This is a genomic window from Bacillus sp. FSL K6-0042 (assembly GCF_038006685.1).
Classification (GTDB): Bacteria; Bacillota; Bacilli; order Bacillales; family Bacillaceae_G; genus Bacillus_A; species Bacillus_A pseudomycoides.
The window spans coordinates 4,388,319-4,411,325 of record NZ_JBBOVS010000001.1; the positions used below are offsets into that span (position 1 = coordinate 4,388,319).

The window sequence follows — 23,007 nt, forward strand, 5'->3', positions numbered from 1 at the left end:
ATGAACTTAGAACAAGGATGGGAAACAAGCTTCTTAGAAGTTATACAAAAAAGTGAATTCAAAAAAGGTGCACTGCGTAGTCAGCTACTTTGTGCAGACGGGGAAGAAGTAGAAGAACTTGCAGACGATTATGGATATGATGAAATTGTAAATCGTGAACATGATGAAGAACTCGCAGAAATTTTAGGTGAAGAACTCTTTAGTGAAATGGAACGTTATGTATTTCTATCTTCACAACCTGAAGAAAAACTTATTTCATTTGTAAATGGTTTAGGATTTCATATCTTAGATTGGATCGTTCTTCTTGAAACAGAATTTGGTATAGATAGTGCAGCGTTTACATCAGATGCAGTGAAAATGCTCGAAAAACGTTTTAGACAGTTTCCATACATAGAGGATAAGACAATTTTTGATATGACAATTGGAGAAGCAATGGATGCATTAGAGATTGTGACGAGTTTACAATTGAAAGAGAAGATGAATATACAATAATGAAAATGAAAAAGAACGTGAGATAATCACGTTCTTTTTTACATAATAATAATTTTGTCAGTTAATTTTTTTTGTCCTGTAAGAAGTGCATTTAAATACTCGACTTTTCGTATACAAGATTGAATGTGTTTTTCAACTTCTTGTAACTCTGCTTGATGATGGGTTTCAATCGGATGAATTTGCACGTTAAACTTTTCAAATTGGCTGCTGTATGTTATTTCTGCATAGCCGCTCATAATATCGGTTTGGTTATGAAATAAGAATTGTTTTGTTTCCTCACAGTATGTTACATCTTGAAATCCATATGATTTTAATGCTTCGATTACTTTTGTAATAATTGTTATATCCATTTTTCTCCCTCTTTACGCAGTTCTGCTTTTCCATTATAACATGAAATAAATTTAAGAAAGCGTTTCCAAGTGCAGTTTTTCCTAATTTTCACGTATAATTTATAAAAATGAAACAAAGAAAAAATAATTGTAATAAAGGAAGGACTCTTTTACTGTTTCATCATATATATACAGAAATAGGTGTAATAAAAGGAAACGTATTTTCAAGTTGAGCGTAGTAAAAGAGGTGAGAATCTTGGATTTTGATATTACAGGGCAAAAAGCATATGTAAAAGATGGGCCGTACCGGAATCGGATTGGAATTGTAAAACAGAAGGAACAGCAAGCAGAACCAAATTTTATCATTGTAATTGACGACCAAAACATCGATGTAGAGTTAAAAGATATTGTTTTAGTAGGGGTAGATGTGCGGCAATTTCATGAATGGTGCGAACACAATGGCTATTTGTAAAAGGGACGGGCTGTGAAGAGGAACTTTTATTTTTACTATGTGCTTGAAAAGGTTATATCAATAGATAATGATGATGGGGATATTATGCTCAATATAGGAGCATATATCCTTTTTCTGTTTATACACTTGGTAACGAAGAAAGTTTTTATCTGTAATATTCAGAAATAAAAGAAAATTACTTGATGTAGTAATAAATTTCCATTAAGCTATAAATAGAAACAGTGTAATAACGCTACAATAAAATGTTCAAATGGGTAATCAACCGTGGGGGAAATCAAATGAACTTAATGCAAAAAGCAATAGACATGGCAGAAATCTATAAACAAAATCCAAAAGTAGAAGCAATTCTTTTGGCAGGATCCGTATCAAGAAACTGGCAAGATGAAAATTCAGATATAGAGTTACATATTTTATGGTCAGCACCGCCAGAAGATGAAGATCGCGGAGGTCCTATTAAAAATATTGGTGGGACCATTTTGTCATATCATCCGTATGAAGAGGAAGAGTGGTCTGAATCCTATTTAACGGGAGATGGAGTTAAGTTAGAAATAAGTAACTTTTTAACTGTAACGGTTAAAAAGTTTATTTCAGATGTAGTCGATAAGTACGAAACGGACTATGAGAAACAATGTATTGTGGCTTCCGTTCAGGATGGTGTGAGCTTGCATGGAGAAGAAATAATTAGAAAGCTAAAAGATAGAATTGCAGAATATCCTTTAGAACTTTCCAAACAGATGATTGAAGAGAATCTGTTGCTAAGTAATCGTTGGAATAACCGCGAAGCACTTTTAAGGCGAAAAGATTGGCTGATGCTATATGATGTGATTTGTGAAGTACAGAAGAATGTATTCGGTGTTTTGTTCGGCCTTAATAAAATGTATGTGAATCACCCTGCATTTAAATGGATGGCTTTTAATATCGAACGAATGATAATAAAACCTGAAAATCTTTATGAGAAAATGACGAATATCCTGATGGGAAATCCAGAAAACAGCGTAAAGGAATTGGAATTATTAATCAAAGAAACATTAATTTTGGCAGAGAAACAAATTCCAGAATTGGATCTTCGGGAGCAAAAGAAACAGATTAGTTATGTGAAGTAATGATGATAGAGTGGTGGTGTTAAATATTATGTTTCATAAAGGGGTGAAGGAAATTAGAAAAAATATGTATTTGTTTATTTTAGTTATAGTGTTTTTGAACTTAATTGGATGTTCTAATATCACAAGTTCTTCAAAATCTTCTTCATCAGCTAAACAAAAGGAGATAAAAGAAACATTAATGGTATTTGAGAAAAAAGAAATAAAAGAAATCACATTAATAAATATAAACGAAGATGATATTTCTAAAGCAGGAACGGATAATGAAGATCTAGTAAATCAAATTGTTACAGCAATCAAAGCTGGTACATCTAAAAAAATATCTTTAGATAAAAAAGCAAGGGATGCTGTACATGCTAATATGGAAGTTATTTTTAAGGATGATTCTAAGGAAAGTTTGTTAGTCTGGGTAGATGATAAAAATAACATTATAATCGCAAAAGATGTAGATAAAGGTTCTGTTCAAGGAATTCAAATAGATGGGGATGTTCCTAAAATAGTATTAAATTTTTTAAAACAGGTATAGGGAATAAAAAAAGGAATGCTATATCAATTAGCATTCCTTTTTATGAGAATTCTTCCTTCTTACGAAGCAACTTCCTTACTTTTTACATCCTCTTGATTATACGTCTCATGATCTAATTCACCAAGCCATTTACTAGAAATAAGACCTGCTGTCATTGATCCGCTTACGTTAAGAGCTGTACGACCCATATCGATTAATGGCTCAACAGAGATAAGAAGAGCAACAATCCCGATTGGTAAGTTCATTGTTGAAAGTACGATTAATGCTGCGAATGTTGCTCCGCCGCCTACACCAGCAACACCGAATGAGCTAATAGCGACAACTGCGATTAAAGTTAAAATAAATTGTGGTTGTAATGGATCAATTCCTACAGTTGGAGCGACCATCATCGCCAGCATAGCTGGATAAATACCTGCGCAACCATTTTGACCGATAGATACCCCGAAGGAAGCAGCAAAGTTTGCAATTCCTTCTGAAACACCAAGTTTTTCTTTTTGTGCTTCAATATTTAGTGGCATTGTACCTGCACTAGAACGAGAAGTGAAGGCGAATGTTAATACTGGGAATACCTTTTTCAAATATTGAATTGGATTTAAACCAGAAAGAGCAATTAATAATAAGTGAATAACAAACATAACGATAAGTGCTACGTAAGATGCTAAAACAAAGTTACCGAGTTTTAAAATGGCACTTACATCACTACCAGCGACTGTTTTTGTCATAAGAGCTAATACGCCATATGGAGTAAGGCGTAAAATTAATGTTACCATACGCATTACAATTGCATAGACAGCATCAAGCATTTTCTTAAATAACTCTGCTTGTTCTGGATATTTTCTTTTCACACCGATAAAGGCGATTCCGATGAACGCTGCAAAGATTACAACAGAAATTGTCGAAGTTGGACGTGCACCAGTTAAATCAAGAAATGGATTTGTAGGTAATAATTCCAATAATTTTTGTGGAACGGGTGTTTGTTCAATTGAACTGAATTTTTCTTCCACTAATTTTAAGCGAGCCGTTTCTGCATCACCTTGTTGTAAGCCAGTTGCTTGAACGTCAAACCCTGCGCTTGCTGCGATACCAACAGCTGCAGCGATTCCAGTTGTAAGAATTAAAATTCCAATAATAAGTCCGCTAATTTTACCAAGATTACTTGTTAATTTTAACTTTGTAAATGCTGAGATAATAGAAACTAGAATAAGTGGCATAACGATCATTTGTAGTAATTTCACGTAACCACTACCAATTAAGCTAAACCAGTTATTCGAATCCACGATGATTTTAGAAGTAGGTTCATAGATAAATTGTAAGATAAGGCCAAATACAATTCCGATCCCTAAAGCAGTAAATACGCGTTTATTAAATGATACATGCTTGCGCTGCATATAATACAATATGCCAACTAATACGAGCATGACCGCTATGTTAATACCGACTAGCAGTGTATGCATGATGATTCCCCCTAATTCCAATCTGTTATATAGAATATATTTCAATAAAACCTATAAGTCAACTAGGTAATTAGAGAAAATAAAAAAAGATGGCAATTTGCCATCTTTTTAATGCCCAGCGCCAGGGACAAGTAGAAATGTTGTATAGTATGTAAACCCAATGAAGAAAACAGTTAAATATGCCCCGAATACGTATATATACATACGCTCTGTTAATTTTAAATAGCTTAAAAGTACGAAGAATCCTGTTTGTCCTAAAAATAATAGTGCAGTTGCGTGCATATCCCCTAAGTAAAACATAACCGAGAAAATTCCAGTCCAAAAGCCGAGAACGCGAAACATGCGCTCCATGCAATCTCCCTCCTTTTCTAAAAAAGTAAACCTCTCTTCATTATAGTTTATTTTTCTTACTATTGTAAATATTTGCGAAAAAAGAAAAGAAGCCAAATCAAATTGACTTCTTTTTGACACAATTTCATATGAAAACAAGTTATAGCTGAACTTTGTAGTTACAAGATTTACATCCGTCTAATAAAGTATCATGTCGTGTTAATTCCATGCTCGGGAATAGGATTCCAAAAATCCCCTTCATCATATCGCTATGCATATGGCAAACTTCTTCAGGATGATGGACAGCAACTTCTTTGAATGGGCAATTGTACACGTCATAGAAAATTTGTGTACCATCTGTGCTTAATTCAAATGAAGGGGATAGGCCAGCAGTTGATAATGCTTCTTTTGCAATTTGTACTTTATGTTCTAATGTTAATGAATCTTCATTGACATTTAAACGCTGCATATGTTGTTCCATTAATTCTTTACCAAATTGTTTGCCTGTTTCGTATAGTACCTTTTCACCGGCCACGCCAAGGCTAAGTAATGAATTGAAAGCGATTTTCGCTAATAATTGATAATCGCGAAATGGGAATTGCAGCTGAATTAAGTCTTCAGATAATACATAGAATCTGCTTGGTCTGCCGCCTTTTCCCGTTTTCTTTGTTTCAGATCGCAACATATTGACATCTTCTAATTTTGATAAATGTAGACGTGCTACGTTTGGATGGATATTAAATTCATCTGCGATTTCTTGTACAGTTACGTGACTATGTTTTTGAGAAATATATTTATAAATATAATAACGAGTTGGATCAGATAGTACACCTGTAATTTTTAAAGCTTGTTCCATGAGGATCTCCACCTTTATCACTTTATCCAAGATAATAACATTATAATACAGATAAAGTTGCTTATAGTTAATTTTAGGCAATAATTCAGAAATTGTTCATAATTTCACAAACATGTTTTCCCCTTTTTCTCTGTTGAAAATACGAAAGTCGCTATTTTTCTTTTATATTTCCGCATGATATATACATAGTGAGGAGGAGATCATTATGAATGGTGTTGAACATTTTGCCAATACAATTATGAAGGAAGCATGTGCATTACAGGCATCCGATTTACATATCGTGCCGCGACAAGCAGATGCAGTCATACAATTGCGCATTGGAAAAGATTTAGTAACGAAGCATTGTATTGGAAAAGAATTTGGAGAAAGACTTGTTTCGCATTTTAAATTTTTAGCATCTATGGATATAGGGGAGAGACGTAAGCCACAAAATGGATCATTGTATTTACAAATTGATGGGCAAGAAGTGCACTTGCGTCTTTCTACACTACCAACTGTGTATTTAGAAAGTCTCGTCATTCGTTTACACTTGCAAGCGTCGGTTCAACCACTTTCCCATCTCTCTTTATTTCCAAGCTCGGCAAAAACACTTCTCTCTTTTGTACATCATTCTCATGGATTACTCGTGTTTACTGGGCCGACAGGATCTGGGAAAACAACGACAATGTATGCTTTGTTAGAGGTAGCCAAAAAGGGACAAACACGTCGTATTGTTACACTTGAGGATCCGATCGAAAAGAGAAAGGATGGCTTGTTACAAATTCAGATTAATGAAAAAGCAGGTATCACGTATACAACTGGTTTAAAAGCGATTTTGCGCCATGATCCTGATATTATTTTAGTTGGTGAAATTCGTGATGAAGAAACAGCAAAAGTAGCTGTGCGTGCGAGTTTAACAGGCCATTTAGTAATGACAACACTGCATACAAACGATGCAAAAGGAGCTGTGTTACGTTTGATGGACTATGGGATTACGCGGCAAGAAATTGAGCAATCATTGCTTGCTGTGGCAGCACAGCGTCTTGTTGAATTGAAGTGTCCATTTTGCAAAGGGAAATGTTCGCCGTTATGTAAAGCAATGAGGCAAGTGCGGCAAGCAAGCGTTTATGAGTTGTTATATGGCCATGAATTGAAAAAAGCTATTCGTGAAGCGAATGGAGAGCGTGTAACCTATCATTATGAAACGTTGCAATCATGTATAAGAAAAGGATATGCCTTAGGCTTTTTAGAAGAGGATGTTTATGTTTGAACGAAAAGGGTGGCGATTACATGAACAAGTCTTGTTATTAAGAAGACTTGGGGAATTGTTAGAAAAGGGCTATTCACTTTTGCAAGCATTAGAGTTTCTGCAGTTTCAGTTATCTTCTCAAAAACAAATTCAATTGCAACATATTGCAGAAGAATTAAAAAATGGTCAAAGCATTCATGATGCTTTTCACCAACTTATGTTTCATCCAGACATATTAAGTTATTTATTCTATGCACAGCGGCATGGGGATATTTCTTTTGCGTTGCAACAAGGAAGTGTACTACTGCATAGAAAAGATAAACATCAAAAAGATATGATGAAAGTGCTTCGTTACCCGATATTTTTATCTTTTTTTCTATTAGGGATACTTGCTGTATTCAATTTCGTTTTGCTTCCACAATTTGAAACATTATATAGTTCCTTGCGGGCTTCTTCTGTTTCATTTACCGATCATATTATGCTCCTTATTCGAATGCTCCCGTACATGATTGGAGGATTTTTTCTCTGCCTCGTTTTAGGAACATGTATATATGTATTTTATATACAAAAACTTCCCCCAGTTCAAAGAATGAATATTATGATTCGTATTCCTCTTATAAAAACATTTCTTATTTTAACAAATTCTCATTATTTCTCTGTTCAATTAAGCGGCTTATTACAAGGAGGACTATCGGTACTAGAAGCCTTAACGTTAATGGTTGAACAAAAACATCACCCGTTTTTTCAATGTGAAGCCACTCGAATTGAAGAATTATTAATCGCGGGAGAACAGTTGGATTCTATTATTATGAAGAGCGGTTATTACGAGAGGGAACTGTCTTACGTGATTGCGCATGGACAAGCAAACGGAAACTTAGCGACAGAATTAGGAGACTATAGCGAATTAACGATTGAAAAAATGGAAGGAAAGGTTCAACGTATTTTAGTCATTATTCAACCACTTTTGTTTACATGTATTGGCATAATTGTTGTTCTTATGTATTTAGCGATGATTATGCCGATGTTTCAAATGATGAATTCTATTTAGGAGGTAGTTTAAATGAAAAATGAAAAAGGATTTACTCTTTTAGAAATGTTATTAGTGATGGTCGTTATTTCGGTATTACTTTTATTAATTATTCCAAATGTAATTAAACAGCGCTCTTCCGTACAAGGAAAAGGTTGCGATGCATACGTGAAATCTGTCGAAGCGCAAGTGCAAGCTTATCAATTAGAAAAGAATAAGATACCAACAGTAGATGAATTAGTGAAAGAAAAGTACATTACTTCTACAACGTGTCCAAAAGGGGAACCGATTAGTATTTCAAGTGAGGACGGCACAGTATCTGTTGGTAAATCGTGAAACAAAAAGGATTTACATTTTTAGAGATGCTTCTTGTCTTATTCATCATTTCTATATTAAGCGTCGTCACTTACTTTAATGTTGCTCCGTTATATGAAAAGCAAAAGGTAGAGCAGTTTTTGAAGCAATTTTCACAAGATATTTTGTATATGCAGCAGTTAGCTATAAACCGCCGGAATCTTCATATGTTGCGATGGAGTCCTGAGAAACATATGTACAGTATTTGGAAGTCTGGGGATGAGCGTTCCCTTTTTATCCGGGAATATGAACGAGATATAAAAATTGATTTGAATACTTTTCCAAATCCAATGACCTATAATGCAAATGGAAATATAAACAAAGCTGGTACAATTCTACTTTCTTATCGCTCGCGCACCTATGAAATTGTATTTCAACTTGGGAGAGGAAGATTTACGTATCGTGAAGTGTCAAAAAGGGTCGGTTATGCTGGAAATGCTTGTATCGTTAAGTTTATTAATGATGGCTGTGTCGCTATTACTTCCGCAAACACTCCTAATCATGCAAGAAAGAAAAAATATTCAATTTCGGTATAAAGCACATTCATTGTTGAAGAGGGAAGCAGCACTATATATGTATCAAAATCAGCTAAAGCAGCAAAAAGAGGAGGTGATAGATGGCGTTGTGTACTGGATACATTGGCGGGGAGAAGAAGTTTGTACAATTTGGAAAGATACCAAACAAAGAAGGATGGAACAATGTCGTCATGTCAAAAAGTAAAGAGGTAGAAGCAGGATTTACGTTATTAGAAATGATGTTATGTTTATTGTTTTTATCTATTTTCTTTCTTCTTGTGCCGCGCCTCCATAGTTTATTTATCGAGAAACCATATTCAAAGCAAATAAACAGTTGGGAATGGAATGTGTTCCTGGAACAAGTACAATTAGAGTTTCGAGAGAGTAAAGCCGGGAAAGGTGTCGAGTTAGAGAATAAAGAAGCTCTAATACTTTTTCAAATGAGTAACGGTGCGAATGTAACATATGAAATGTTAGGAAATAATATCGTGAGAAAAGTAAATACGTTAGGAATGGAAATTATATTACAAAAGGTAAATTCGGTTTCTTATGACTTAACACCTCATATGTTAATTATACATGTGCAAGATATAAGCGGTAAAATGTATCACGGTGTAGCAACGCGCTACACACCCATTGAGCTGAAGACATGAGAAAACAAGATGGTTTTGCGATGCCAGGAACGTTAATTCTTCTCTTCTTACTATTCTCATTCTTTATATATGAAATAAATATGTTGAAATCTGATCAAAGATTTTATAAGGAGGCGCAGCAAGAATTTTTGTTAGAAGAGATTGCTGATCAAGCAGTCTCCTCTATAAAGGATGATTTGCAGGAAAAAGAACAAAATGCTGTATTTTCGTTTCGATACGAAAATGGTGAAGCGAGCGGGAATTACGTATTTGAAAATGAAATTATATTTGTCGCATTGCAGTGTATGACGAAACAAAATCGCTCTTATAAAGTGAACTTTCAGTACGATAAAATAAATAAAAGAGTTATGAATTGGGTGGAAGAGAGATGAGGGAGAAGTTACATTACCATTACGTTTTGTTCTTGATAACAAATTAAGAACAAAACGTTTTTTATTAATTTGTGCAAGTAGTATATAAAATAAACCACGTTAGCTTATCTTTCGTTATAATACAAATAATTAAACAGACAGAAAAGAGGTAACAAAATGAAATCCATTTACATAACAGGCTTTATGGGAGCCGGAAAAACAACAATTGGGAGGATGCTAAGTGAGCAACTCCATATTCCAGTTGTAGATACAGATCAAAAAATTGAAGAGAAGCAAAGGAAGGAAATTCGCGATATTTTTGCAGAAGAAGGGGAAAATGCATTTCGTCAATATGAAAGTGAAATGCTGCGTTCGTTATTAACGAGTAATGTAATTATTACAACGGGTGGTGGCATCGTGGAACGCGCAGAGAATCGTCAGTGGATGAAAGAGAATGGAACCGTCGTGTATTTATATTGTGATCCATATGTTATTGCAGAGCGCCTTCGTGAAGATACGACACGTCCATTATTTCAAAAAGAAAATATTGAGGCGTTTGTGGAGAAGTTTGAGAACCGCCGGGCATATTATGAAGAAGCGGATATATATATTGATACGACAAATAAAAGTGTGGAAGAGATTATGGGGGAGCTACTGCGTAAGATTAATGCGTAAAAAAGTGGACATACTAATCAAGTAGAGGTGATGATATGTCTACTAATGATTATGTGCGTTTTATGACGCAACAATTTGTATCGTATATGGATGCTCCAAAAGAGGATCGAAAGCAAAAGAAAGAGCAGCGCCGTGCTGAAAAAGCGCCGTTTTTAAATAGATGGTTCGGTATGATGCCGCTTAGCGCTGCTTTGTTCTATCAAAACGTTAAGAAGAAACGAAAAAAATCAAGTTAATAAAAATTGGAATGATTTACCGCTAGTAATGATGCTAGGCGGTATAGTACAATTTTTGCGATGAGTGTATACTTGTCATCGATTCGACAGATAAACCTATAAAAATCCCCCTGTACACATATTGTACAGGGGGATTTTTATTATTTCTTGTGATAGTTTTTAACTTATTGTGTAGATTCTTTCTGTTCAGTTACTGAGTGTATTTTATTATTAACCCATACAAATCCTATCCCAATACATATGGAAATTCCCCAGCCAACAGCGGTCATGATTGCTCTCATTTCACCATATCCTTCTACACCAAAAACAGAAATGAAATAGATTTTTAAAAAGCTTTTTAAAATGAATTGGAGACCAAAAAATAGTGTTAAATATTGCAAGGCTGGATATATGCGTTTGTCACGGTAAAGAGCGCGGCTCTTATCTCGGTCATGTCCTTGCAAGGCTGCGATATCAGCTGCGAAATATAACATGAGTGGTTTTTTAATAAAGATTGTACAGATGACAATGCATCCGAGTACGATATGATAATATGCGTCATTCCATAGCATTCTCTCAGCAGAACCAGATAGTAAGTCTACTGTCGTGTTAGCAATAAGGGTAATAAGAATAAAGAACCCTGTAACGTTGAACTGCTTTTCTTTCTTAAAGCAGTACAGTGTATAAAGAATTCCCGGTACTGAGGAAATAAGCATTGCATAATAAGGATCAATATGTGTTTTTGCAAATTTCCAAATGAGAAAAGGGAAGACGAGATAAAATACAATATCGAATATAGCTTTCTTATTTTGATTCATTTTGTGCCTCCTTAGTTATAGATATATTTTACAATACAATTTCTGAATATTGTACAAGATTAATTGATAATTGTAATCAAATTAAAATTATTTTAATTTAGTGTTGACTTTAATTTGATAACTTGTATATAATAAAAATTATAATCATTACAAATTAGAAATTAATCTCAATTAGCTTCGGGAGGATGAATATAGATATGACAAAACGTTTAGTAGGGAAACAAGCACCACGTTTCGAAATGAGTGCAGTAATGCCAAATAAAGAATTTAAAAATGTTAGTTTAGAAGAAAACATGAAAAATGATAAATGGACAGTATTATATTTCTATCCAATGGACTTCACTTTCGTTTGTCCAACAGAAATCATTGCACTATCTGATCGCTACGATGAGTTCGAAGATTTAGATGCGGAAGTAATCGGTGTTTCTACAGATACAGTACACACACATTTAGCATGGATTAACACAGATCGTACAAAGAATGGTTTAGGCGACTTACGTTACCCATTAGCAGCTGATACAAACCATGTTGTATCAAGCGAATACGGCGTGTTATTAGAAGATGAAGGAATCGCACTACGTGGATTATTCATCATTAGTCCAGAAGGCGAATTAATGTACCAAGTTGTACACCATAACAATATTGGACGTGAAGTAGACGAAGTATTACGTGTATTACAAGCATTGCAAACAGGCGGCCTTTGCCCAGCAAATTGGAAACCAGGACAAGAAACTTTATAATTTATAAGTCGTAGGAGGAATAGATAAAATGAAATTACGTGAACAAATGCCATCATTAGAAGGTGCAACAGAAATTTTAAACGACGCAGTAACGCGTGAAGATTTAATTGGAGATAAGCCGACATTAATTCACTTTTGGTCTGTAAGCTGTTACTTATGTAAAGAAGCGATGCCAGAAGTAAATGAATTACGTGATGAGTATGATGATCACTTAAACGTTGTAGCAGTTCATATGCCTCGCTCAGAAGAAGATTTAGACTTAGCAGTAATTGAAAAAATGGCAGAAAGCCACGATATCATTCAACCAATTTTAGTTGATAGTAAACATGCGATTACAGATGCATTTGAAAATAAATATGTTCCTGCTTACTACGTATTTGATAAAGAAGGAAAACTTCGTCATTTCCAAGCAGGCGGCAGCGGTATGCCAATGCTTCGCAAACGTCTTGAGCGTGTACTAAACGAAGCAAACGAAGCGTAAGTTATAGTTTAGTAGAAATAAAAAAGATTGCCTCTAGCATGGTAATCTTTTTTATTATATAATAATTAAAACGCTTTCATTTTTAAGAATTTGTTCACAAAATTGACGAAAAAATACATTATTCCTATCGTCATGTTGTTTTATAATGAAACTAATCATCTATACATGCATACAATATTGTGAAATAAATAACATAAATAATCTATATAAATGTAAACGTTATCAAAGAGAGAGGTGGAGACAATGAGTAAATTTTTCTTCAATCATAATCCAGCAACATTAGAGGACGGAAGGCTTGTAGAATATGCTGAAATTATTTATGGGGAAGGCGGCCGTTCTGTATTAGAAAATTTAATGGTGAAAGCATCTATCAGGTTGCGTGATCGTTATCCACATAAATCTGACGAACAGATCTCTCATCTCGTAAATCAAGGCTTACACGATATGTTTCAGAAATATGTGAAGGAATAAGAGGAGCGAAAAGCTTCTCTTATTTTATTGAATAAGGAATGCTTCTATAGCTGAAAATAAGGGGGAATTTAAAAGAGCAAGGAGTGAAAAAGATGAGTAATGGTGTAGGGCGTTCGAAGAAAAATCTTCCAACAGATGCAAACCATGTGAGTGCAAAAGATAGAGAATATCAAAAGCGAATGACAGAAAAGAAACAACAAGAACATAACGATGGTCGAAAGTATAATGGAAAAATATAAGAAAAGCTCCTTCTCATATGAAGGGGCTTTTCTTATGAAAAAAAATGATTAGCGGTTACATAAAAGAGCCCACCATTTATAATTTGCATTGTAATACGCGGTTCATATTGCTCTTGTAATGCTTGTTTTTCTATTTCGTAGCTTTCGGGGAGTTCCTCACTTTCTTCGTAAAATCGATTTAGAAGCGCTAAATCATGATTCCAGCGTACACGTGCTTCTTCAGCCCATGTATGATCATCAGCTGCAATGAGATTTTTTAATGCATCTTCTATCCGCTGTAATCCACTTTGCGGCTTAATAATGGGAGTAAGTGTAAAACTAAAATCTGGTATTTTTGGCGTGAGTCGAATTTTTGCTAGTGTTTCATGAAAATTTGTAATCATTGTTCCAGAAATAAGATGAATCCCAATGGAATGAAGCATATCTTTCTTTCGATCACATTGATAACATACTTTTACATTGACGCCAAGCCATGGATGAAGTGGTATATGAGTTGTACCACTTGAATTTACTTCTTCGAATAAACGTATGTAGGATCCCAGTTCTTTTGTTGTTTGGAAGATTTGATGCAGACGAGGAGAGCCATAGTGAATAGGCTCACCTTCTTCTTCATCATTCTCTGGATCCGTAATGAGAGTAAGTCGCATCGGATTTGGGATGCCACCCGTTTTCTCAAGGTAGTGCCAGTAAAAAGGGCGATTCATCAATAGTTTATCCATTTCAATTGTTAATTGTACATCTAGTAGATGCGGGGAACGCCCCAAAATTTCACAGTCATTTGCTTGGAAAAAATTCCATAAGTAATTATGAATTTCATGTTGCTGCATAGCCTTGCACCTCAGCTTCGTTTCTCTTCGCAAAGTCGATGATAGATGTTAAATTTTCCATCTTAATTCGAATCTCTCCTTCGCTCTTTGATCCTGCGAAAATCTCTTGAATATGTGCATCGATATTTTTCATATTAATTCTTGTTAAAATCTCATCAAGTTCACCGATGACTCGCTCAAATAAATTGATTTTTTCATATAGAAGTTTCAAAATATGTTCTTCAACTGTATGTTTCGTTGCTAAGTTATAAATATGAACATCATTTTTTTGGCCAAGCCTATGGATACGTCCAATTCGCTGTTCAAGCCGCATTGGATTCCAAGGTAAATCATAGTTAATCATATGGCTACAAAATTGTAAGTTAATCCCTTCACCGCCAGCTTCGGTTGCAATTAACACTTGCGCATGATTTTGGAAGAGCTCTTTCATCCAATCTTTTTTCCCTCGTTTAAACCCACCACGAAAAGGGACTGATGAAATACCGTGCTGTTTTAAAAACCATTGTAAATACATTTGTGTGGCTCTATATTCTGTAAAGATGACGACTTTATCATCAATTTCTTTTATAAGCTCCAGTGCTTGGTTTGCTTTTGTATTAAAAGGAATATGATTGATTTTATCCATTAAAACATCGATATATGGGTCTGGTATATAATTCTCATTTTCTTTTTGTCTTTTTTCTACATGCTTTTTGAGTGAATAATAAACTGCTTCACGGCTGCTACATACTTCTCGTTTCAAAGTTAATGATGAAAAGGCAGAGGTAAAAGCGTCTTGTCCTTTCCAATTTTCAATCGCATTGTATAGAGCCTGCTCTTCCTCATTAAAATCAACAAATATTGTCCGAACGTGCCTTTTCGGCCATTCGATACCTGTACCATTTCGCCGATTTCTTACCATCACTTTATTAATGAGTGCTTTTAAATCTTCATCTGACTCTGCTGAGCGATTTTTCGATGCATAATATTCTTCGAAGTTAGATTGATTGCCTAGATGTCCTGGTTTTAATAAGGAAACGAGATTAAAGATTTCATCAATTTTGTTTTGGACAGGTGTTGCGGTTAGTAATAAACAAAACTTCTTTTTAAGACGTTGTGCAAATTCATAGTTTTTTGTTTTATTATTTTTAAGTTTGTGTGCCTCATCAATAATGATGAGATCGTATTCCAAGTTTAAAACGATGTCACGATGCGGTGAACGCTTCGCTGTATCAATGGATGAAACGATAACGTCAGCTTGTTCCCACGAGTAGCTTTTTCTTTGGGCAACAGCAGAAATAAAAAACTTTGTGTTCAGTTCATATGCCCACTGTGAAACGAGGGAGGCTGGAACGAGTATAAGTACTTTTTTTACAAGACCGCGCACCATGTACTCTTTTAAAATAAGACCTGCTTCAATGGTTTTTCCAAGTCCAACTTCATCTGCTAGTATCGCTTTTCCATTCATTTGTTCAATAACAGTTTGTGCTACTTCTAATTGATGAGGAAGCGGTGTGAAATGCGATAAATGTTTAGGGGCTTGCAAACCATCAAATGTAGGGACAAGCAATGATTTTTCTGTTTTATAGGCTAAATCATATAGTTCCCAATTTGTCCAAGGGCCATCTTCATCAATTCGTTTTAAGAAATTATTTTGCCATGTCCGATCTACGGAAATATCGACATTCATTGAAACTCTCCCACCTTCTGTAAACTAAAACGCTTATTGTTACATCCCTCACCAAAAATCCTGATTTCTAACATTTTAAGGTGAAGTTGTTTTTGCAAGTATAAGGATGAAAAATTCTAAATTATTTTTTATGCTAGAATATTGATGAAATAGATCGAAAAATGTTAGGATAATGGTGTGAAATGTGTGGAATCTTTCGTATTTTATCCAAGAAAGTACTTTTTTATTTACGCTTTCATAAAAAAATACATTGAGATTCCGTATATCCCATCTTTTCTGAATGAAAAATGTTTAGATACGGGAAGCCAACTTTTATTGATTTGTCATAGACAGCATAAGGGGGAAAGAACATGATTACATTACAACGTACACCGCTATTTGATGTATACGCGAAGTATGGTGGAAAAACAATCGACTTTGGTGGTTGGGAATTACCAGTTCAATTTTCAAGCATTAAAGAAGAACATGAAGCTGTTCGTACAGCTGCAGGCCTGTTTGATGTGTCTCACATGGGGGAAGTAGAAGTAACAGGTACAGATAGTTTGGCATTTTTACAACGTGTTGTTACAAATGACGTTTCTACCTTAAAGGTAGGAGGCGCACAATATACAGCAATGTGTTACGAAAATGGTGGTACAGTAGATGATTTATTAATCTACAAACGTGGTGAAGAAGACTACTTATTAGTAATCAACGCATCGAATATCGAAAAAGATTACGAGTGGTTAGCAAGTCATGTCATTGGCAATACGAAAGTAGTCAATGTTTCTAGTGAAATTGCACAACTTGCAATTCAAGGTCCAAAAGCAGAAGGCATTTTACAAAAAGTTGTGTCAGAAGATTTAAAAGAAATTAAGTTCTTTAAATTTAAAAATGATGTTCTTGTAGATGGAACTCCTGCACTTGTATCTCGTACAGGTTACACAGGTGAAGACGGATTTGAAATTTACTGCAAGAGTGAAGATGCTCCAAAACTTTGGGAGAAACTTCTTGAAGTTGGAGCAGAAGACGGCTTAAAACCATGTGGTTTGGGAGCACGTGACACACTTCGTTTTGAAGCGACACTTCCACTTTATGGTCAAGAACTATCAAAAGATATTACACCAATTGAAGCTGGAATTGGTTTTGCAGTAAAAACAAATAAAGAGGCAGATTTCTTTGGAAAAGAAACATTAAAAGAATACAAAGAAAACGGTGCACCTCGTAAATTAGTCGGCATCGAAGTAATTGAACGCGGTATTCCTCGTACGCATTATCCTGTATATGTAGGCGAAGAAAAAATCGGGGAAGTTACAAGTGGTACACAATCTCCAACGTTAAAGAAAAGCATTGGTTTAGCATTAGTTGATGTAAAATACGCAGCAGTTGATACAGAAATAGAAATTGAGATTCGTAATAAACGCGTTAAAGCAGTAGTCGTTCCAACACCATTTTACAAACGTTCAAAGTAACGGGGAGAGGGGTAGATTTCATGTTGCATCGTTATCTTCCAATGACAGAAGAAGACAAAAAAGAAATGTTACAAACGATCGGCGTTCAAACGATCGATGAATTATTTTCTGATATTCCAGAAAGTGTTCGTTTCAAAGGGGATTTAAAGATTAAACAAGCAAAGTCAGAACCAGAGCTTTTAAAAGAACTGTCTGATATGGCTCGTAAAAATGCTAACTTAAAAGAATACGCTTCTTTCTTAGGAGCAGGTGTATACGATCATCACGCTCCAGTAATTGTTGATCATGTTATTTCTCGTTCAGAATTTTATACAGCTTATACGCCATACCAACCAGAAATTTCACAAGGGGAATTACAAGCGATTTTTGAATTCCAAACAATGATTTGTGAATTAACTGGAATGGATGTAGCAAACTCCTCTATGTATGACGGAGGTACAGCGTTAGCAGAAGCGGCAATGTTAGCAGCTGGTCATACGCGCAAAAAGAAAATTCTTGTTTCTAAAGCAGTTCATCCAGAATCAAGAGCAGTACTTGAAACATATGCAAAAGGTCAACATCTTGAAGTTGTTGAAATTGATCATAAAGATGGTGTAACAGATTTAGACGTATTACAAAGTGAAGTAGATGATACAGTCGCTTGCGTAATCGTTCAATATCCAAACTTCTTTGGACAGGTAGAAAGATTAGCTGATATTGAGAAAATTGCTCATCAGCAAAAATCATTATTTATCGTTTCTTCAAACCCATTATCATTAGGCGCTTTAACACCACCAGGTAAATTTGGTGCTGATATTGTAATTGGTGATGCACAACCATTTGGTATCCCAACACAGTTTGGTGGACCACACTGCGGTTATTTTGCAACAACGAAAGCATTTATGCGTAAAATCCCAGGACGTCTTGTCGGACAAACTGTGGATTCAGACGGCAAACGTGGCTTCGTATTAACATTGCAAGCTCGTGAACAACATATTCGTCGTGACAAAGCGACATCTAACATTTGTTCAAACCAAGCGTTAAATGCATTAGCAGCGTCTGTTGCAATGACAGCACTTGGAAGACAAGGTGTGAAAGAAATGGCACGTCAAAATATTTCTAAAGCGCAATATGCAAAACGCCAATTTGAGGGAAAAGGATTTATAGTAACATTTGCTGGACCATTCTTCAATGAATTTGTTGTAGATTGCAAACGTCCAGTACAAGAAGTAAATGATGCATTAGTACAAATGAATATTATCGGTGGTTACGACTTAGGCCGTGATTATAAAGAATTAACAAATCATATGCTTCTAGCAGTAACAGAACTTCGTACAAAAGAAGAAATTGACACACTTGTAAACGAAATGGGGGCTATCCAATGAAGAACCAAGATCAAGCACTTATTTTTGAAATGAGTAGAGAAGGACGCGTAGGATATAGCTTACCCCAATTAGATGTAGAAGAAGTGAAATTAGAAGATGTGTTTGAGAGCGATTATATCCGTACTGAAGATGCAGAGCTTCCAGAAGTATCTGAACTTGATATTATGCGCCATTACACAGCACTTTCAAACCGTAACCACGGCGTTGATTCTGGATTTTATCCATTAGGATCTTGTACGATGAAGTACAATCCAAAAATCAATGAAAACGTGGCTCGTTTCTCAGGCTTTGCACACATTCATCCGCTTCAAGATGAAAAAACAGTGCAAGGTGCAATGGAATTAATGTACGACTTACAAGAACATTTAATCGAAATTACAGGTATGGATACTGTTACACTTCAACCAGCAGCTGGTGCGCATGGGGAATGGACAGGATTAATGTTAATCCGTGCATATCATGAAGCAAACGGTGATTATAACCGTACAAAAGTTATCGTTCCTGACTCTGCGCACGGAACAAACCCAGCATCTGCAACAGTAGCAGGTTTTGAAACAATTACAGTAAAATCAAATGAACACGGTCTTGTTGACTTAGAAGATTTAAAACGTGTTGTGAACGAAGAAACAGCAGCACTTATGTTAACAAATCCAAATACACTTGGTTTATTTGAAGAGAATATTTTAGAGATGGCAGAAATCGTTCATAATGCAGGCGGTAAATTGTATTATGATGGTGCAAACTTAAATGCGGTATTAAGCCAAGCACGTCCTGGAGATATGGGATTTGACGTTGTGCATTTAAATCTTCATAAAACATTTACAGGTCCGCATGGCGGCGGTGGCCCAGGTTCTGGTCCAGTAGGTGTAAAAGCTGATTTAATTCCATTTTTACCAAAACCAATTTTAGAGAAAACAGAAAATGGTTATCACTTTAACTACGATCGTCCACAAGCAATTGGACGCGTGAAACCATTCTATGGAAACTTTGGTATCAACGTTCGTGCTTATACGTATATTCGTTCTATGGGTCCAGATGGACTACGTGCAGTAACAGAATATGCTGTATTAAATGCAAACTATATGATGAGAAGATTAGCGCCGTTCTATGATCTTCCATTTGATAGACATTGTAAGCATGAATTTGTATTATCAGGTCGTCGTCAAAAGAAACTTGGTGTACGTACACTAGACATCGCAAAACGTCTGCTTGATTTTGGTTACCATCCACCAACAATTTACTTCCCATTAAATGTGGAAGAATGTATTATGATTGAACCAACAGAAACAGAGTCAAAAGAAACATTAGACGGTTTCATCGATAAGATGATTCAAATCGCAAAAGAAGCAGAAGAAAATCCAGAAGTTGTACAAGAAGCACCACATACGACGGTAATTAAACGTCTAGACGAAACAATGGCTGCACGTAAACCGATTTTACGTTATCAAAAGCCAGCTCCTGTACAAGTTTGAGTAAATGTAAAATGAAAAGAACTCGCTATATGCGGGTTCTTTTTTTGTGGAGAAATTGTGCAGAGATTATGAAAATAATGTGAAGAATTTTTGTATTTCATGTAACAGTGTGGAAGAAAGTTGTTTTTTAAGCTTTTTTGTTGAAAAAGTAGGTTTGATAAAATTGTGTATTTTTGTTAGAATTTTATTGAAATTAAGAAGGTGTAATGAGGAGAATAACTCATTTTTACGTATATGTGAAAAAACGAACAATTTGGGGTGAAGGAATGGGCTATAAGTGTTATAGGATGGTGTATCATTTAGAAAACGGTAAACAAATTAAAGATATAAAGGAATTTTGTTATCGAGATTATGGAAAAATGTTAGAGTGTGTAGCACATCGGGTAATGGATAACGAAGAAGTGACAGCGATTGATAAACAAGGAACAATTATTTCAATAGCTTGTGATGACATTGTAAAGGTAGAACTTGATTACATAAAAGAAAGTTAGCCTTGAGTCATATCGAATTATTCGATAAAATATACTGTTGAATGGTGAAGTGAGAAGAGAGAAGTGAGAAGAGAGAAGTGAGAAGAGAGGAGTTTATCATGGGTAGTACAAGACACTTTTATATGTTTATTTTGGCATTTGTACTTGTTGTAGCATTAACGGTATATTTAATTGTTGATAGCAGCTGGTACAATGCAGTGCATCCAGCATTTCTTATTTTCATGTATGTAGGAATCGCGGTTGTTAGTTTTGGGATGAGAGATGAAATGCTAGATCGCTTTGAGAAGTGATACATATATGGAAGACCAACAGGGAAATGTTGGTCTTTTTTTCTTGCCAAAAATAGGACGATGTGTATATACTGTGTATATAAGGTATATACAGTATATATACAGTGGAGGAAAACATGAATATTATTATTTCAAATTCTTCCCCAGACCCTATTTATGAACAAATTAGTAAGCAATTGAGGCAGCTTATTTTAAATGGAGGTCTTAAGGGTGGAGATCGATTGCCGTCTATCCGTAGCTTAGCGAAAGAACTACAGATTAGTGTGATTACGACGAAACGTGCGTATGAAGAGCTTGAAAAAGAAGGGTATATTGAAACCATTGCTGGAAAAGGGACATATGTTTCCATGCAAAATAACGAGCTCTTGCGAGAACAACGATTGCGCTTGTTAGAAAGTAAAGCGGAAGAAATTGTGAATGAAAGTAAGTTTTTGCAGCTTTCACTTGAAGAGTTGCAAAAAATGATTGCGTTTTTATATAAGGGGGAATAAGTGACATGTTAGAGTTAAAAAACGTTTGTAAAAATTATAAAGATTTTTCAGTGAAAAATCTTTATAATTTTTACATTGCCACGTGGGTATATTATGGGGTTTGTTGGGCCAAATGGTGCTGGGAAAAGTACGACCATAAAAATGATCATGAACTTAGTAAGACGAAATAGCGGTGATATTACCATTTTTGGCAAGGATAATAAAAAAGCTGAAAAAGAAATTAAGCAAAACATTGGATTTGTATATGACGAAAATCATTACTATGAAGAGTTAACGTGTGAACAAATGAAACGAATTATCGCACCGTTATATAAAAAATGGGATGAAGAAAAATATCAATGGTATATGGACCGATTACAAGTACCAAAAAATAAGAGGATTAAGCAGTTATCGAAAGGAATGAAAATGAAATTTGCGATTACGATGGCTTTATCGCATCATGCAGAGCTCATTATTATGGATGAACCGACATCAGGTTTAGATCCAGTTGTCCGTAGTGAACTGCTCGATATGTTGCAAGAAATTGTGATGGAAGAAGAAGTAGCGGTATTATTCTCGACACATATTACAACGGACTTAGAGCGTATTGCTGATTATATTACATTTATTCACGAAGGTGAGATTGTTTTTACGGGAGAAAAAGACGCAATATTAGAAAAATATGTACTGGTAAAAGGTAGTAATGACTTATTAGATCCTGAAGGAAAAGAACTCTTTATCGGATTACGCAAAAATAAATTTGGTTTTGAAGGATTGGTGAAAGATAAGCAAGCAATTGAAGATTGGTTTGGAAACGAAGTTGTATTAGAAAAACCGACTTTAGATGACATCGTTGTGTATACGGCGAAGGGGAGGAGTGTTTATGCGTCAACTCGTATATAAGGATTTGCTCTTTTTTACAAAATGTGTATTACCGTTAAACTTTATGAAAAACGTGATCTATAAAAAGGAGAATCTATATGCAGCAGTTAATTTGGAAAGAATTTTTCTTACAGAGAAAGATATGGCCATTGTATAGTTTAATTCCTATTTATTCCTTATTGAGGAATCCTACCGAACCATTAGGAATTGCAATAGGTTGTTTTTTTACATGCGGTATGATTCTATTCATTTCTTTATATTTTGAAGATAAAAGCAAGGTAGAAAAGGTGCTAGCGAGTTTACCGGTGACGAGAAGGGACATCGTTATAGCCAAATACATATCAAACGTGTTTTTTATTATACTGGGGTTGGCTCTAACATATATGATAGCGATATTAGTAAATAGTCTTTTGAATCAGAATGTGCATATCCCGGGATATGTAATATTTTCAGCTGGGATAACGGCGATTATTTATAGTCTAGTAGCACTCCCTATCCAATATATGGGTGATTATTCGGCTGTTAGTATATTGAATATTATTATCATATTTCCGCTTGTCGGAATTATTGGTTTTATGTGTAATGTTCTCGGTGATAAAGCGATTATGCTAAAAGTTTTTCATTCTGAGAATCTTATAGTAGTTATGGGGACAATTGGTATTGGGGTGTTAGTGATATATATGGTATCTGTAGTTTTTTCAATCCAAATGTTTCGAGAAAAAGAGTTATAAGAGCAGTGGTTTGTGCGCTAGGAGGGGGGAGAAGT

30 protein-coding genes and 2 pseudogenes are annotated in these 23,007 nt (G+C 35.1%); 25 read left to right on the forward strand and 7 right to left on the reverse strand.

Features of this window, described 5'->3' with window-relative positions:
- The gene (locus MHH45_RS22505) at positions 1–492 is read left to right on the forward strand and encodes a hypothetical protein (RefSeq protein ID WP_016116323.1); all 492 of its coding nucleotides are present in this window, start codon (positions 1–3) and stop codon (positions 490–492) included.
- A 38-nt stretch (positions 493–530) separates the two neighbouring features.
- On the opposite strand, the gene MHH45_RS22510 is transcribed toward MHH45_RS22505, so the two are convergent.
- Entirely contained in the window at positions 531–842 is a 312-nt protein-coding gene (locus tag MHH45_RS22510) for a hypothetical protein (protein WP_003200402.1), read from the reverse strand.
- Between the two features lie 235 nt (positions 843–1,077).
- Here MHH45_RS22510 and MHH45_RS22515 point away from each other — a divergent pair, with 235 nt between their 5' ends.
- The 3 genes from MHH45_RS22515 to MHH45_RS22525 all read left to right on the forward strand — a co-directional run bounded on the left by MHH45_RS22515 (position 1,078) and on the right by MHH45_RS22525 (position 2,919).
- On the forward strand, positions 1,078–1,293 hold the full coding sequence (locus tag MHH45_RS22515) for a DUF3912 family protein (protein WP_016116321.1): 216 nt from the start codon (positions 1,078–1,080) through the stop codon (positions 1,291–1,293).
- A 278-nt stretch (positions 1,294–1,571) separates the two neighbouring features.
- The gene (locus MHH45_RS22520; protein WP_088093663.1) at positions 1,572–2,396 is read left to right on the forward strand and encodes a DUF4037 domain-containing protein; all 825 of its coding nucleotides are present in this window, start codon (positions 1,572–1,574) and stop codon (positions 2,394–2,396) included.
- Between the two features lie 28 nt (positions 2,397–2,424).
- Positions 2,425–2,919: a hypothetical protein gene (locus tag MHH45_RS22525; protein WP_088093662.1), complete on the forward strand. Its 495-nt coding sequence runs from the start codon at positions 2,425–2,427 to the stop codon at positions 2,917–2,919.
- Positions 2,920–2,978: 59 nt separating this feature from the next.
- On the opposite strand, the gene MHH45_RS22530 is transcribed toward MHH45_RS22525, so the two are convergent.
- From MHH45_RS22530 to MHH45_RS22540, 3 genes are all read right to left on the reverse strand, one after another.
- The gene (locus MHH45_RS22530) at positions 2,979–4,394 is read right to left on the reverse strand and encodes an L-cystine transporter (RefSeq protein WP_275857152.1); all 1,416 of its coding nucleotides are present in this window, start codon (positions 4,392–4,394) and stop codon (positions 2,979–2,981) included.
- Between the two features lie 87 nt (positions 4,395–4,481).
- The gene (locus tag MHH45_RS22535; protein ID WP_006096019.1) at positions 4,482–4,724 is read right to left on the reverse strand and encodes a DUF2626 domain-containing protein; all 243 of its coding nucleotides are present in this window, start codon (positions 4,722–4,724) and stop codon (positions 4,482–4,484) included.
- Positions 4,725–4,863: 139 nt separating this feature from the next.
- Complete coding sequence (locus MHH45_RS22540) at positions 4,864–5,559, reverse strand: helix-turn-helix transcriptional regulator (protein WP_016116317.1); 696 nt, start codon at positions 5,557–5,559, stop codon at positions 4,864–4,866.
- Positions 5,560–5,764: 205 nt separating this feature from the next.
- On the opposite strand from MHH45_RS22540, the gene comGA reads away from it, so the two are divergent.
- The 9 genes and pseudogenes from comGA (at position 5,765) to MHH45_RS22585 (ending at position 10,597) form a co-directional block, all read left to right on the forward strand.
- Positions 5,765–6,808 (forward strand): competence type IV pilus ATPase ComGA, encoded by a 1,044-nt coding sequence (gene comGA, locus MHH45_RS22545; RefSeq protein ID WP_016116316.1) that lies wholly within the window; start codon positions 5,765–5,767, stop codon positions 6,806–6,808.
- Positions 6,795–7,835, forward strand: coding sequence for a competence type IV pilus assembly protein ComGB (comGB, locus tag MHH45_RS22550; RefSeq protein WP_033671459.1), 1,041 nt, complete (start codon positions 6,795–6,797; stop codon positions 7,833–7,835). Before comGA ends, comGB begins: the two co-directional genes overlap by 14 nt.
- 12 nt (positions 7,836–7,847) lie before the next feature.
- Positions 7,848–8,150 (forward strand): competence type IV pilus major pilin ComGC, encoded by a 303-nt coding sequence (gene comGC, locus MHH45_RS22555; protein ID WP_003200417.1) that lies wholly within the window; start codon positions 7,848–7,850, stop codon positions 8,148–8,150.
- Positions 8,147–8,590, forward strand: a pseudogene (gene comGD / locus MHH45_RS22560) (competence type IV pilus minor pilin ComGD); the annotation flags it as partial. The gene comGC and the pseudogene comGD, both read left to right, overlap by 4 nt.
- Complete coding sequence (comGE, locus tag MHH45_RS22565) at positions 8,571–8,888, forward strand: competence type IV pilus minor pilin ComGE (protein WP_229161846.1); 318 nt, start codon at positions 8,571–8,573, stop codon at positions 8,886–8,888. The pseudogene comGD and the gene comGE, both read left to right, overlap by 20 nt.
- Complete coding sequence (gene comGF / locus MHH45_RS22570) at positions 8,785–9,336, forward strand: competence type IV pilus minor pilin ComGF (protein WP_016116313.1); 552 nt, start codon at positions 8,785–8,787, stop codon at positions 9,334–9,336. Before comGE ends, comGF begins: the two co-directional genes overlap by 104 nt.
- The gene (gene comGG / locus MHH45_RS22575; RefSeq protein WP_016116312.1) at positions 9,333–9,707 is read left to right on the forward strand and encodes a competence type IV pilus minor pilin ComGG; all 375 of its coding nucleotides are present in this window, start codon (positions 9,333–9,335) and stop codon (positions 9,705–9,707) included. Before comGF ends, comGG begins: the two co-directional genes overlap by 4 nt.
- A gap of 156 nt (positions 9,708–9,863) precedes the next feature.
- On the forward strand, positions 9,864–10,361 hold the full coding sequence (locus MHH45_RS22580; protein ID WP_003200427.1) for a shikimate kinase: 498 nt from the start codon (positions 9,864–9,866) through the stop codon (positions 10,359–10,361).
- Positions 10,362–10,396: 35 nt separating this feature from the next.
- Positions 10,397–10,597, forward strand: coding sequence for a YqzE family protein (locus tag MHH45_RS22585; RefSeq protein ID WP_016116311.1), 201 nt, complete (start codon positions 10,397–10,399; stop codon positions 10,595–10,597).
- Positions 10,598–10,761: 164 nt separating this feature from the next.
- Here MHH45_RS22585 and MHH45_RS22590 read toward each other — a convergent pair whose 3' ends face one another.
- Positions 10,762–11,394, reverse strand: a complete 633-nt coding sequence (locus MHH45_RS22590) for a VC0807 family protein (RefSeq protein WP_016116310.1) — start codon at positions 11,392–11,394, stop codon at positions 10,762–10,764.
- Positions 11,395–11,591: 197 nt separating this feature from the next.
- On the opposite strand from MHH45_RS22590, the gene MHH45_RS22595 reads away from it, so the two are divergent.
- From MHH45_RS22595 to MHH45_RS22615, 4 genes are all read left to right on the forward strand, one after another.
- On the forward strand, positions 11,592–12,134 hold the full coding sequence (locus MHH45_RS22595) for a peroxiredoxin (RefSeq protein ID WP_016116309.1): 543 nt from the start codon (positions 11,592–11,594) through the stop codon (positions 12,132–12,134).
- A 28-nt stretch (positions 12,135–12,162) separates the two neighbouring features.
- On the forward strand, positions 12,163–12,615 hold the full coding sequence (locus MHH45_RS22600) for a TlpA disulfide reductase family protein (protein ID WP_016116308.1): 453 nt from the start codon (positions 12,163–12,165) through the stop codon (positions 12,613–12,615).
- A gap of 243 nt (positions 12,616–12,858) precedes the next feature.
- Positions 12,859–13,086 carry a hypothetical protein gene (locus tag MHH45_RS22610; protein WP_016116307.1) on the forward strand — a complete coding sequence of 76 codons (228 nt, stop codon included), beginning with the start codon at positions 12,859–12,861 and terminating at the stop codon, positions 13,084–13,086.
- A 92-nt stretch (positions 13,087–13,178) separates the two neighbouring features.
- Positions 13,179–13,325, forward strand: a complete 147-nt coding sequence (locus MHH45_RS22615) for a hypothetical protein (RefSeq protein ID WP_016116306.1) — start codon at positions 13,179–13,181, stop codon at positions 13,323–13,325.
- 32 nt (positions 13,326–13,357) lie between these two features.
- On the opposite strand, the gene MHH45_RS22620 is transcribed toward MHH45_RS22615, so the two are convergent.
- Both MHH45_RS22620 and MHH45_RS22625 read right to left on the reverse strand, forming a co-directional pair.
- Positions 13,358–14,152: a YqhG family protein gene (locus tag MHH45_RS22620; protein WP_016116305.1), complete on the reverse strand. Its 795-nt coding sequence runs from the start codon at positions 14,150–14,152 to the stop codon at positions 13,358–13,360.
- A complete protein-coding gene (locus MHH45_RS22625; protein ID WP_016116304.1) occupies positions 14,139–15,821 on the reverse strand; it encodes a DEAD/DEAH box helicase in 1,683 nt (560 codons plus the stop codon). The genes MHH45_RS22620 and MHH45_RS22625 overlap by 14 nt, the downstream gene beginning before the upstream one ends.
- 350 nt (positions 15,822–16,171) lie before the next feature.
- Here MHH45_RS22625 and gcvT point away from each other — a divergent pair, with 350 nt between their 5' ends.
- From gcvT to MHH45_RS22665, 8 genes and pseudogenes are all read left to right on the forward strand, one after another.
- Positions 16,172–17,272, forward strand: coding sequence for a glycine cleavage system aminomethyltransferase GcvT (gcvT, locus tag MHH45_RS22630; protein WP_016116303.1), 1,101 nt, complete (start codon positions 16,172–16,174; stop codon positions 17,270–17,272).
- Positions 17,273–17,292: 20 nt separating this feature from the next.
- Positions 17,293–18,636, forward strand: coding sequence for an aminomethyl-transferring glycine dehydrogenase subunit 1 (gcvPA, locus tag MHH45_RS22635; protein ID WP_016116302.1), 1,344 nt, complete (start codon positions 17,293–17,295; stop codon positions 18,634–18,636).
- Positions 18,633–20,108 (forward strand): aminomethyl-transferring glycine dehydrogenase subunit 2, encoded by a 1,476-nt coding sequence (gene gcvPB / locus MHH45_RS22640; protein ID WP_016116301.1) that lies wholly within the window; start codon positions 18,633–18,635, stop codon positions 20,106–20,108. Before gcvPA ends, gcvPB begins: the two co-directional genes overlap by 4 nt.
- Positions 20,109–20,374: 266 nt before the next feature.
- Complete coding sequence (locus MHH45_RS22645) at positions 20,375–20,599, forward strand: DUF3929 family protein (RefSeq protein WP_033671500.1); 225 nt, start codon at positions 20,375–20,377, stop codon at positions 20,597–20,599.
- Between the two features lie 98 nt (positions 20,600–20,697).
- Complete coding sequence (locus MHH45_RS22650) at positions 20,698–20,889, forward strand: hypothetical protein (protein WP_016116299.1); 192 nt, start codon at positions 20,698–20,700, stop codon at positions 20,887–20,889.
- Between the two features lie 116 nt (positions 20,890–21,005).
- Positions 21,006–21,380: a GntR family transcriptional regulator gene (locus MHH45_RS22655; RefSeq protein ID WP_016116298.1), complete on the forward strand. Its 375-nt coding sequence runs from the start codon at positions 21,006–21,008 to the stop codon at positions 21,378–21,380.
- 5 nt (positions 21,381–21,385) lie between these two features.
- A pseudogene (locus MHH45_RS22660) lies at positions 21,386–22,262 on the forward strand (ABC transporter ATP-binding protein).
- Between the two features lie 77 nt (positions 22,263–22,339).
- Positions 22,340–22,972, forward strand: a complete 633-nt coding sequence (locus MHH45_RS22665; protein ID WP_016116295.1) for an ABC-2 transporter permease — start codon at positions 22,340–22,342, stop codon at positions 22,970–22,972.
- Positions 22,973–23,007: the final 35 nt, after the last annotated feature.